Annotated in this window: 6 protein-coding genes and 3 pseudogenes; 1 reads left to right on the forward strand and 8 read right to left on the reverse strand. The window is 38.7% G+C overall.

Features of this window, described 5'->3' with window-relative positions; translation table 11 throughout:
• Positions 1 to 19: 19 nt before the first annotated feature.
• The 7 genes and pseudogenes from priA to BALCAV_RS07895 all read right to left on the reverse strand — a co-directional run bounded on the left by priA (position 20) and on the right by BALCAV_RS07895 (position 8,773).
• A pseudogene (gene priA, locus BALCAV_RS07865) lies at positions 20 to 2,428 on the reverse strand (primosomal protein N').
• A pseudogene (gene coaBC, locus BALCAV_RS07870) lies at positions 2,425 to 3,644 on the reverse strand (bifunctional phosphopantothenoylcysteine decarboxylase/phosphopantothenate--cysteine ligase CoaBC). Before coaBC ends, priA begins: the two co-directional pseudogenes overlap by 4 nt.
• A gap of 89 nt (positions 3,645 to 3,733) precedes the next feature.
• Positions 3,734 to 3,955 carry a DNA-directed RNA polymerase subunit omega gene (gene rpoZ, locus BALCAV_RS07875; RefSeq protein WP_003320793.1) on the reverse strand — a complete coding sequence of 74 codons (222 nt, stop codon included), beginning with the start codon at positions 3,953 to 3,955 and terminating at the stop codon, positions 3,734 to 3,736.
• Position 3,956: 1 nt separating this feature from the next.
• Positions 3,957 to 4,571 carry a guanylate kinase gene (gene gmk, locus BALCAV_RS07880; protein ID WP_003320792.1) on the reverse strand — a complete coding sequence of 205 codons (615 nt, stop codon included), beginning with the start codon at positions 4,569 to 4,571 and terminating at the stop codon, positions 3,957 to 3,959.
• Positions 4,572 to 4,624: 53 nt separating this feature from the next.
• Positions 4,625 to 4,888: an extracellular matrix/biofilm regulator RemA gene (gene remA, locus BALCAV_RS07885; protein WP_003320791.1), complete on the reverse strand. Its 264-nt coding sequence runs from the start codon at positions 4,886 to 4,888 to the stop codon at positions 4,625 to 4,627.
• A gap of 93 nt (positions 4,889 to 4,981) precedes the next feature.
• Positions 4,982 to 5,866 (reverse strand): YicC/YloC family endoribonuclease, encoded by an 885-nt coding sequence (locus BALCAV_RS07890; protein ID WP_003320790.1) that lies wholly within the window; start codon positions 5,864 to 5,866, stop codon positions 4,982 to 4,984.
• A gap of 171 nt (positions 5,867 to 6,037) precedes the next feature.
• Positions 6,038 to 8,773, reverse strand: coding sequence for a calcium-translocating P-type ATPase, SERCA-type (locus BALCAV_RS07895; protein WP_003320789.1), 2,736 nt, complete (start codon positions 8,771 to 8,773; stop codon positions 6,038 to 6,040).
• 201 nt (positions 8,774 to 8,974) lie between these two features.
• On the opposite strand from BALCAV_RS07895, the pseudogene BALCAV_RS07900 reads away from it, so the two are divergent.
• Positions 8,975 to 10,692, forward strand: a pseudogene (locus BALCAV_RS07900) (Rqc2 family fibronectin-binding protein).
• A gap of 221 nt (positions 10,693 to 10,913) precedes the next feature.
• Here the strand turns inward: BALCAV_RS07900 and moaA are convergent.
• The gene (moaA, locus tag BALCAV_RS07905) at positions 10,914 to 11,939 is read right to left on the reverse strand and encodes a GTP 3',8-cyclase MoaA (RefSeq protein WP_003324825.1); all 1,026 of its coding nucleotides are present in this window, start codon (positions 11,937 to 11,939) and stop codon (positions 10,914 to 10,916) included.
• Positions 11,940 to 12,114 lie beyond the last annotated feature (175 nt).

Consider the following 12,114-nt stretch of genomic DNA (forward strand, 5'->3'; position numbering starts at 1 on the left):
TACTCACTGCCTTTCAATCTTACATAAATAAAAACGGATTCAAGTCAATTTGAATTTGCAAACTTCCTTGATTCGTTTCTTTCATATAATGTTCTTGAATTTCTCTTAACGTACGTTCTAATTTAGGTTCATTTTTGTATTTTATCACGCATTGATAACGATATCTATCTTTAAGCCGAGCGAGTGGAGAGACGACTGGACCAAGAATAATACTTGTAGAATGTAGTTCTCTTTTTAAAAACTGAGCAATTTTTTCACTAACGGAAATAACCTTTGTTAACTCTGGATCCGATATGTTTACTAATGCCATAAAATAGTAAGGAGGATAACCAGCACGCTTGCGATTATTCATTTCCATTTGAAAAAAACGTTCATAGTCATGAGATTGGACCAACTCAATACTATAATGTTCAGGCGTATATGTTTGGATATACACTTCACCAGGTAACTCATGACGACCAGCCCGTCCACTTACTTGCTCCATTAGTTGAAACGTTCTTTCTGCTGAGCGGAAGTCAGGAATATGTAGCATCGAATCGGCCGCTAATACACCAACTAATGTAATCGACGGAAAATCAAGCCCCTTAGCAATCATTTGTGTACCTAACAAAATATCGGCTTCTTTACGACCAAATGCCTCAAGTAGTCGTCCGTGCGACCCTTTTCTTGAGGTGGTGTCTACATCCATTCTTATCACTTTCGCTTCCGGTAATACTTTTGTAAGTTCTTCTTCGACTTTTTGTGTACCCGAACCAAAAAAACGAATATGCTCACTTTGGCACGAATGGCATGTCGTTGGCATCGCTTGTTCATCCCCACAATAATGGCATTTTAAACGATGTTGATGACGGTGATACGTAAAAGAAACATCGCAATGCTCACATGTTGCTACATAGCCACAATCACGGCACATCACAAAAGTAGAATGACCACGGCGATTTAAAAAGAGAACGATTTGTTCCTTCTTTTCTAAGCGTTCTTTCATCTTTTCCATTAACTGCGAAGAAAACATCGAACGATTTCCATTTCTTAATTCTTCTCGCATATCAACCACTTCGACGGAAGGAAGAGCTCGTGCATTTACACGTTCTAACAAAGTAAGTAATGTATAAATCCCTTTTTGGGCACGCGCATACGATTCTAAAGAAGGAGTCGCACTTCCTAAAATAACGGGACAGCGGTGGTGCTCTCCACGATATATCGCGACATCCCTGGCATGGTAACGCGGATTATCTTCCTGCTTATAACTCGTTTCATGCTCTTCATCAATGATGATAAGGCCAAGGTTTTGAAATGGAGCAAATACGGCAGAACGGGCTCCAACGACCACTTTGACTTCCTGTCGTTGAATCTTTCTCCATTCATCTAACTTTTCTCCAGCCGATAAACCTGAATGGAGAACAGCGACAAGGTCACCAAACCGGCCTTTAAATCGCTCAACCATTTGTGGAGTAAGGGAAATTTCAGGAACGAGCATTATCGCTTCTTTCCCTTCCTCTAATCCTTTTGCAATCGCCTGTAAATAAATTTCAGTCTTACCACTTCCGGTCACACCATGTAATAAAAAAGTTTCTGACCGGGCACAATCCATCGCCTCCACAATTGGACTTAACACTTCTGTTTGTTTTGGCGTAAGCATCAGTGGCTGGGTCGGTTGAATCATTAACTCGGCCATTGCCTCCCTGTACACTTCTTCTTCCGTTTCCACTACATACTCTTTGTCAATTAAGGCTTGTAGGGTGGAACGTGTCGTCTGTAGAACTTTCAGTAGCTCCGTACTTTGAATCGCTTTTGGATGATTTACTAAAAACTCAAGCATCTCATGTTGTTTTTTAGCTCTTGATGGAATTTTCAACTTTATTTCTGCAATGTTTTCTATCGCCTTATTTAAAACCACAAACCTTACTTTTTTTGTTTCGCTTTTTCAATTAATAAAAAGTGCTCGGTCAGTTTTCCTTCGAGTAACAGGGTTTGGATCTCGATTTTTTCTTTTTTAGCTAATGATTGAACTTCCTCAAAAGGGATACGGTCCTTTTCTGTAAATAAAGCTTGTACAAAAAAGGGAAGTTCTAATTTATTTGCTTTAAGCCTAATTTCTTTTTTACTTTGTTTTTAAAGCAGCCGGAAGCATTACTTGAAAGGCTGAAATTTGATAACTTAATGTTTTTTCAGCTAGCCACTTGCCTAACTCCATCAATTCAGCAGTCAAAACAGGGCTTGTATCTTGTAGCTCATTAATCGACTTGATTTGTTTAAACTCCGAATGCTCAGTTAGTTCGACGATAAACCCTTGTACTTTCCTCGGACCAAATGGAACAATAACTCTCATCCCTGGTCGAATGAAGGCTTGCCATTGTTCCGGTACTTTGTAGTCAAACATTCGGTCGGTTTGAGCACTTGGCACATCGACAATGATTTTGGCAATCATAAAGGCAAATTCCTTTGTTCATACTTTTCAATTTCATTCAAAAGGGTATCCGCAACTTCTGATTTTTGAGCCTTTGGCACTTTTATGACTTGCGCGTCTTTTGTATAAATTATGACCTCGTTTGTATCTCCTTTAAAACCTGCACCTTCTTGACTAATGTCATTTGCAACGATTAAATCGAGATGTTTTCTTTCTAGTTTACCGAGTGCATTTTGTTCAATATTTTCTGTTTCAGCTGCAAAACCGACTAAAATTTGCTTCTGCTTTCTCGCTCCAAGTGTCGCTAAAATATCCTTTGTACGGTCCATTTCAATCGCCCAAGCACCTGGTTCTTTTTTCGTTTTTGTGTATACGTTACAGCTGGTCGATAATCGGCAACAGCCGCTGACTTAATGACAATATCTGCCTCATCATATAAAGAGGTCACCGCTTCGTACATTTCTTTCGCTGATTCTATATGTATCGTTTTAATTCCTACTGGAGCCATTAAGTTAGTAGGTCCACTTACTAACGTTACTTCAGCCCCTCTTAAATAGGCCGCATGAGCGATCGCATAACCCATTTTACCAGAAGAATGATTTGTGAAATAACGTACCGGGTCAATTTTTTCTTGAGTTGGCCCTGCTGAAATAACGACTTTTTTTCCTCTTAATGAACTATTCATTCTTTCTTTTCTTATAAAAAATAAATCTAAAAAGGTGACGATTTCCTCTGGTTCAGCTAGACGCCCTTTGCCGATCCAACCACATGCTAAATAACCAGCATTAGCATCAATGATTTCGACCCCATCTTCTACTAATTGCTGCATATTTCGTTGAACAGCTTGATGCTCGTACATATTAACATTCATCGCTGGGGCAACAAAAATCGGAGCTTTCGTTGCAAGCAAGGTCGTTGATAGCATATCATCGGCTAAACCATTAGCTAATTTTCCGATAATATTGGCGGTTGCAGGGGCAATCACCATCGCATCAGCCCAATCTGCCAATTCAATATGAGCAATTTTATTCGGGTCCGGCTCAACAAATGTATTTGTATAAACAGGTTCTCTTGAGAGAGCTTGAAAAGTCAAAGGAGTCACAAATTGAGTAGCTGATTCTGTTAAGATGACTTTTACTTTTGCTCCTGCTTGAACTAATTTGCTCGTTAATGCCGCTGCTTTATAAGCGGCAATTCCACCACTTACCCCTAATACGATTTTTTTGTCTTTTAACATTCTATCACCTCATTACATAAACTTTATGAACCTTAATAAAAGATAAGAAAGCAACCTATTTTTATTTTAAAAATAGGTTGCTTTACCTTTTATTCTTGTTCGTCTAGTGATTCAACTCGCTCGTAACGTAGATGTTCTTCTACAATTTCCTCTAAAGCTAGACCTACTGGCTTATACGAATGTGGTTTTTCAACAAGAGGACCCCTCGCGACATCCTCTTTCATTTCACGTGCACGCTTTGCCGATACTGTCACAAGCGTATATTTTGAATCTAATTTATCCATTAAAGAATCAATTGAAGGATATAACATATTATTTGACCTCCACTAACTGTTTATATTTTTCAAAAAGACGTTCTCTTTTGCAATGTTCTGCTGTCACAATCGCTTTAATACGTTCAACTGCTAAATGAACTTCATCATTTTCGACAACGTAATCATAACGCTTCATCATTTCAATTTCTTCCTTCGCCACGGTCATTCGTTTATTGATCACATCTTCCGTTTCTGTCCCACGCCCAACAATGCGATTCCTAAGCTCTACTAAACTTGGCGGCATTAAGAAAATAAAAATCCCTTCAGGAAAGCGATCACGAACTTTCCAAGCTCCTTGGACCTCGATTTCAAGAATAATATCTTGCCCATTTTCGATTGTTTCACGAACATAATCAATCGGGGTTCCATAGTAATTACCTACATATTCTGCCCATTCAAGCAATTGGTCGTTTTCAATCATTCCTTTAAATTCATCTTTTGATTTAAAGAAATAATTAACCCCTTCGACTTCCCCTTTTCTTGGCTGGCGTGTCGTCGCTGAGACTGAATACTGGATTCCGGTTTGCTCATTTCTCAGAGCCCCACAAACCGTGCCTTTTCCTACACCCGCAGGTCCTGACAAAACGATTAATAAACCTTTTTCCTTTTCCATTGAAACCTCCTACTATTCATAAGAAAGCTAATTGCTTCTCAAATTCCAAACATTTAAGCTTCTTCTGTACCGTCCTCTTTTGTAGACAATCGCTGTGCCACTGTTTCTGGCTGGACCGCACTTAAAATGACATGGTCACTATCGGCAATAATGACGGCACGTGTTCTTCGTCCGTATGTCGCATCAATTAACATATTCCGGTCACGAGCATCTTGTATAATTCTTTTAATTGGTGCTGATTCTGGGCTCACAATTGATATAATACGATTTGCTGATACAATGTTTCCGAATCCGATGTTAATTAATTTGATATTCATGCTCGATTCCCCCACTTAAGAAGAGCCTACTACTCTCATCATTTTTATCCAAACTAATGTTACTATATACGAAAATGCGTTCGAATTCTAGCATTATTCTACATTTTGTACTTGTTCCTTCAGTTTTTCAATGATACTTTTTTGGACAACGACATGTTGTTTAATCCGTAAGTCCGTCACTTTTGCTCCAATTGTATTGGTTTCTCGATTCATTTCCTGAGCCAAGAAGTCTAGCTTTCGTCCAATTGGAATTTTCTCCAGCAAAATCTCTTTAAATTGCTGTTGATGGGAATGAAGACGAGATAATTCTTCACTAATATCACATTTATCAATGATAATTCCGACCTCTGTGACAATTCGACCTTCATCTAACTGTTGTTCCTCGTTTACCCATTCTTTTAAACGTGCTAATAACTTCTCTTGTTGGACCTTACCCATTTCCGGTGCCAACTGCTCTACTTCATGAATCGATTGCCGTAACTCCGTTAGTAGTTGTTGAAAATGATGTTCGATTGTTAAACCTTCCCTCATTCTCATTTCATCCAACTGACTTGTCGCTTCTTTTACTGTCTGAATAATTTTTTCCTCAACAAACGGGTTATCACTTTCTTGTTCTACCCATTCAACGAGATGCTCATTGTCCATTATTGCTTGAATATTTAACTCAGTTTCTGCTTCTGTAAAAGCTTTAATCTCTTTTGCTGTTTCCTTAAATTGATTTAACAAGGTCCAATCGACCACAATCTTTTTAGAAACGAGCTCAGTTCCTTCGACTTTTATAAAAACATCTACTTTTCCTCGCTGAACCTTCTCTTTAATTTCTTTACGGATCATCTCCTCAAGAAATAAAAATCGTCTCGGTAAGCGAATATTGCTACATTCAAAAAAACGGTGATTGACCGTTCTAATTTCGACATGCACAGTAAATTGTTCATTGGAATAGACCGCTTGTCCGTATCCGGTCATACTTTTTACCATATGTATCACATCCACCCCTTTATTCTACCTAATTTTACTTAGGGCAACAAGTCTTGATTACCAAGTTCATACGCCAATGAAATTATTTATTTATTTCGATAAATAGAGAAAGTCCCCATAAAACCTGAGCAGGCTTCAGAGGGACTCACCCTTATTATCTTCTACAAAAGCTTAGGAGTTTGAAATCGCGTCTTCTTTCTTCTCACTCTTTTTAAAGAGCTGGAAGCCACCGAGAACAACGGTTGGTATCGCGGCCATTCCTAAGACGAGTAACCATTCACGTGTATCTAATGCAACAGTGTGGAAAATCGTTTGTAATGGTGGGAAATAAATAACAACTAACATAAGTAGTGTTGATAAAATAACAGCCACAACTAAATATCTATTTTCAAACGGATTACGATGATAAACAGAATATTCACTTCGGCAATCAAAAACATGAATAAGTTGAGCCATGACTAACGTAACAAAAGCAACGGTTTGAGCACGAATCAACTCATCTGGATGACCTTGGAAAGTTATCCAGAAGGCCGCAAGCGTAACAATGCCAATCATAAATCCTCGACTAATGATTTTCCAAGCCAATCCACGAGCAAAGACCCCTTCAAATTGACTTCTTGGCTTCCGCTTCATGACGTCCCCTTCTGCTTGATCCATTCCAAGTGCTAATGCCGGTAATCCATCTGTCACAAGGTTAATCCAAAGAATTTGAATCGCGACGAGTGGTAATGGCATTCCCAAAATCATCGCAATAAGCATCACCAAAATCTCTCCAACATTGGAAGCAAGCATATAACGAATAAACTTGCGAATGTTTTCGTAAATGTTTCGTCCTTCTTTAATCGCATCCTTGATCGTCGCAAAATTATCATCACTTAAAATTAACGATGAAGCTTCTTTGGCCACATCTGTTCCGGTAATCCCCATGGCAATTCCAATATTCGCCGCTTTAATAGCCGGCGCGTCGTTGACTCCATCACCCGTCATCGCGACGACATGGCCTTTCTTCTGTAACGCCTTGACTATTTTTAATTTATGCTCAGGAGACACTCGAGCATATACATCCACGTCATCCACTACTTCCACTAGTTCTTCCGTTGACATTTTCGACAGCTCTTTGCCAGTTAACGACTGACCATATTTGCTCATAATCCCAATTTCTTGGGCAATTGCACAAGCTGTTAATTGGTGGTCTCCAGTAATCATGACGGTTTTAATACCTGCTTCCCGACATTCACGAACAGAATCAATCACTTCTGGTCTTGGTGGATCAATCATCCCTTGGATCCCAACAAGCGTTAAATTACGTTCTGCCTCAAAGGCGGTCTGACATTTCTCGCCTTTATTCAACGGTTTATACGCAACCGCTATCGTTCGCAAAGCATAGTTCGCCATTTTTGTTAAAGTTGCTTCCACTTCAGCTTTTCGTTTTGGTGTTAAAGCTTCCTTATTATTTTGGTACATGAGCGAGTTACATTGACTTAAAATGACATCAGGTGCTCCTTTTGTGACGACAAAACGCCGACCACCAGCATCTTGAACAATCACACTCATCATTTTCCGTGTGGAATCAAATGGGAACTCATGAATCCGCTCAAAGTGTTCCGCCAATGTTTCTTCATTATAACCAGCTTTCATTCCAGCAACGACTAAAGCTCCTTCTGTCGGATCACCATCAATCATATAGTTTTTTTCTTCTTTTCGTAACAACCCTTTTTTATCCGTTTTCTGCACCAATTTAGCATTATTACATAACATCGAGTAGCTGAGGAGCTGCATCAATGCTTTTTCTCGTTTTACATCCACTACTTTGCCATTAGCACTAAAGTCTCCTTCTGGTGCATAACCATTACCAGACACCTTCCAATTTTTTCCACCACTCCACACTTGCGTTACCGTCATGTTATTTTGTGTTAACGTTCCCGTTTTATCTGAGCAAATAACTGTCGCACAGCCTAATGTTTCAACTGCCGGCAGCTTCCGGACAATCGCTTTACGTTTAATCATTCTTTGTACACCTAAAGCCAAAGCAACGGTTACGATCGCCGGTAGCCCTTCAGGTATAGCCGCTACTGCTAATGAAACCCCTGATAAGAACATCGTATATAAATCATGACCTTGCAACACCCCTGCTAAAACGACCATAGCAGTTAAAATTAAGGCAATAATGATGAGAATTTTCCCAAGCTGTTCTAAACGACGTTGAAGAGGCGTTTCTAACGATTCTGTCGTTTGCAGTAAATGAGCGATTTTTCCCATCTCTGTACTCATACCGGTCGCTATAACAGCCCCGATTCCATTACCTTGCGTGACCATCGTTCCCATAAAGGCGATGTTTTTTTGATCACCAATTTCAACGGCATCCTTTTCAATCGCGGTCGTTTGCTTTTGCACAGGCACTGATTCACCGGTTAATGAAGATTCCTCGATACTTAATCCATTAGCCGAAAAAAGGCGAATATCAGCTCCAACACGATCACCGCTTTTTAATTTGACAATATCGCCAGGAACAACTTGGCTAGAGAGGATTTTTACCCAAATACCATTTCGTAACACATTCATTTGCGGGGCTGATAGTTCTTTTAAAGCGTCCAAAGATTTCTCTGCTTTTCGTTCTTGAACAAATCCTAAAATACCGTTCAATAAGACGATAAACATAATCGTAATCGCATCGATGTATTCACCTAATAAACCCGAAATAAAGGTGGCGACCAATAAAACGAGAACCATAAAATCTTTAAACTGCGAAATAAATAAAGCAAGATTAGAGATTTTTTTTCCTTCATCTAATTTATTGGCTCCAAAATGTTTCAAACGTTTGTTTACTTCTTTTTCTGTTAAACCATTTTCATAGTTTGTCCCTAACTCCTTCTCTAATTCTTCTTCTTTTTTTCGATACCAATCCACTTTCTCACCTCACTAACATTGTCCACCTCGATTGATCTCTAAATGAGGACTAGTTATCCTCCTATAAGCGATCTTATTCAGTCTCGTCCTAAAACATGCTATACTCAATAAAGCATTTAATAATATGTCCGAGAGATAAGGCTTTTGACTAAGCATTTTTTTCGTTAAAAGCAAATGAAGACAGGTAAAGAGGTGGGGCTAATGTCATTTGATGGAATGATGACAAGAGCAATCGTAAAGGAATGTAGTGATTTACTAACGACAGGAAGAATTAATAAAATTTATCAACCATTTAAAACCGAGCTGATTTTATCCGTACGAGCAAAGGGAAAAAGCTACTCTTTATTACTATCAGCTAATGCACAATTCGCTAGAGCTCATCTAACAAATGAAAAATATACAAACCCCCAAGTTCCCCCGATGTTTTGTATGCTCTTAAGAAAACATTTAGAAGGAGCTTTTATTGAAAGCATTACTCAATTAGGTTCAGAAAGAATCTTTATGATTGATTGCCAAACAAAAGATGAACTTGGCGATGATACTTCTAAACGCCTTATCATTGAAATTATGGGCAAACATAGCAACATCATATTGATTGATCGGGAAACAAAGCAAATTATTGACAGCATCAAACATGTTAGTTATGCCCAAAGCAGTTATCGAGCTGTCTTACCAGGCCAAGCGTATAAACTACCACCAGAACAGAATAAAATTGATCCAATCGAAGTGGATGCCGAGAATTTATTAAAACGAATCGATTTTAATTCTGGGAAAATTGACCGTCAAATCGTCGAACAATTTGTAGGGATTTCTCCCATGATCGGGAAAGAAATCATTTCAAGAGCAGGGATGGTTAATGCCCATACCCTTGTGGAAAGCTTTTTTAATGTCATGACTCCGATTAAAAACCATACTTATGCGCCACAAATGATTACAGTAGGTGCAAAAGAGTATTTTTCTATTCTTTCATTAACTCATTTAACTGGTGAAGTGCGGCCTTTTGACACCGTTAGTCTCATGTTGGACCGCTACTTTTATGGGAAAGCCGAACGTGATAGAGTCAGGCAACAAGCTCATGACTTAGAACGTTTTTTACAAAATGAGGCTCAGAAAAACAAGAAAAAATTAAAAAGCTAGAGCAAACATTACAAAATGCTGATAAAGCTCAAATGTATCAAAAACAAGGTGAGCTTTTAACAGCCAATATGCACCTCATCAAAAGAGGCGATAAAGCGGTTGAAGTCGTGGATTATTATGACCCTAACGGAGCGGTCATCACAATAAATCTAAATCCTCAAAAGTCTCCTTCCGATAATGCCCAAGCCTATTTCAAACGTTATAATAAAGCGAAAAATTCAGTTGCCGTCGTGCTGGAGCAACTAGAGCAGACGAAAAAAGAAATTGAGTATCTTGAACAGCTCATTCAACAAATGGAAAGTGCCGCCCCAAGTGACATTGAAGAAATTCGCGAGGAGCTAGTAGAAGAAGGATATATTCGCAAACGTGCTCAGAAAGGCGATAAGAAGAAAAAGAAGGATCACAAACCACAGTTGGAACGTTATTTATCAACGAGTGGTCTGGAGTTTTTTGTCGGCAAAAACAATAAACAAAATGATTATTTAACGAACCGTTTTGCCCGCCAAGATGAAATTTGGCTTCATACAAAAGACATCCCCGGCTCCCATGTCGTAATCCGTAGTACGGAACCTGATGAACAAACGTTAAAAGAAGCGGCAACAATTGCTGCCTTCTTTAGTAAAGCAAAATTATCTAGTTCGGTTCCCGTTGACTTCACAAAAATCCGCCATGTCAAAAAGCCGAATGGTTCAAAGCCAGGGTATGTGATTTATGATAATCAAACGACACTGTATGTAACACCAAACGAAGATTTAGTCCTGCAATTAAAGCAGCGCTCTTGAATAAAATCCTTGATTGTCGATAAAGAGGCAAGGACAAAAAAAAACTCCTCTAATATGAAAATGTCGATGGATAGCGTTCTTCTCACCGTTCCCGAAAATCATGCTCCGCGTCAATCGCAAGACGCCGAACTAACTTTTTTATCAAAAAAGCTGTAGAGCATACTAACCATGCTCTACAGCTTTTATATACATTTATCTTTTACCTCTAGTTTGCATATTGATTAACCACCGATATGCGACATTTCAATTTTCTCGCGCTTCGTATTTCCGTCTAAGGAGCGCTCAGCTGAATACCTGTCATCGCGTTTGTTCCAGCAGTTTTTAATTTCATTCATAATGTCTTCATCTGAATAATTTCCACGAATCAACTTTTTAAAGTCATGTCCTTTAGTCGCAAATAAACAAGTATATAAAGAGCCTTCTACTGATAAGCGTGCTCTTGTACAAGAATGACAAAAGGCGTCTGAAACCGATGAGATAACCCCGACTTCATCATCAGAACCCTTATATTTAAAACGAGAAGCTACTTCGCCGACATATGCTGGCTTTATTGCTTCTAATGGCATATCTTCATTTATTCGTTCAATGATTTCTTGTTTTGTAATCACTTCATCATATTTCCAACCATTAGAAGTCCCAACATCCATATATTCAATAAACCGAAGCATATAGCCTTTTTCTCTAAAAAATTTAGCCATCGGAATGATGTCGTTATCATTGACACCCTTTTGTACAACCATATTCACTTTTACTCCTAAACCAGCATCAGAGGCCGCTTGCATCCCTTTTAATACGGGCTCAATCCCAATTCCACGCCCATTAATTTTGCCAAACTTTTCACTATCTAAACTATCTAAGCTGACAGTTACTCGTTTTAAGCCCGCTTCTTTTAATTCCTTAGCATAACGTGGCAAAAAGACTCCATTTGTTGTCATCGCAATATCTTCAATTTTAGTTGTTTGCGACAATAATGAAATGAGCTGCGGCAAGTCCTTACGCATTAATGGTTCGCCGCCGGTAATGCGCAATTTTTGCAATGATGTGACACGATGGAATAAAGATACGAGCCGGTTTAATTCTTCAAAGCTAAGCAGTTCATCCCTTTTTAAAAAGGGATAGTCTGGTCCAAAAATCTCCGCTGGCATACAATAATGACAACGAAAATTACAACGATCGGTCACCGATATACGTAAATCCTTTAATGGACGTTGCCAATGGTCAAAAATCGTTTCTTTTTGTTCGACCATTCTCCTCACTCCTTATTCTTACGTCCCATTTATTAAAATAAACTTTCTTTAATCATAGTATTTAATTAATATACCTAGTTAGAGTGTTTATCGCTCTTATTTAGCAGCCGAAAATTTGAGCACTTTCGTTTTTTATAGTAAGCACTTTCACTTTAAAAATGGGAAAAATTAATGA

Source organism: Alkalihalobacillus alcalophilus ATCC 27647 = CGMCC 1.3604 (assembly GCF_000292245.2).
GTDB classification, from domain to species: Bacteria; Bacillota; Bacilli; order Bacillales; family Bacillaceae_D; genus Alkalihalobacillus; species Alkalihalobacillus alcalophilus.

What these genes read in the sequence shown, in the direction of transcription:
- rpoZ (WP_003320793.1), bottom strand. Translation starts at nt 3,955, where the DNA reads ATGTTATATCCTTCAATTGATTCTTTAATGGATAAATTAGATTCAAAA.
- gmk (WP_003320792.1), bottom strand. Translation starts at nt 4,571, where the DNA reads ATGGAAAAGGAAAAAGGTTTATTAATCGTTTTGTCAGGACCTGCGGGT.
- remA (WP_003320791.1), bottom strand. Translation starts at nt 4,888, where the DNA reads ATGAATATCAAATTAATTAACATCGGATTCGGAAACATTGTATCAGCA.
- BALCAV_RS07890 (WP_003320790.1), bottom strand. Translation starts at nt 5,866, where the DNA reads ATGGTAAAAAGTATGACCGGATACGGACAAGCGGTCTATTCCAATGAA.
- moaA (WP_003324825.1), bottom strand. Translation starts at nt 11,939, where the DNA reads ATGGTCGAACAAAAAGAAACGATTTTTGACCATTGGCAACGTCCATTA.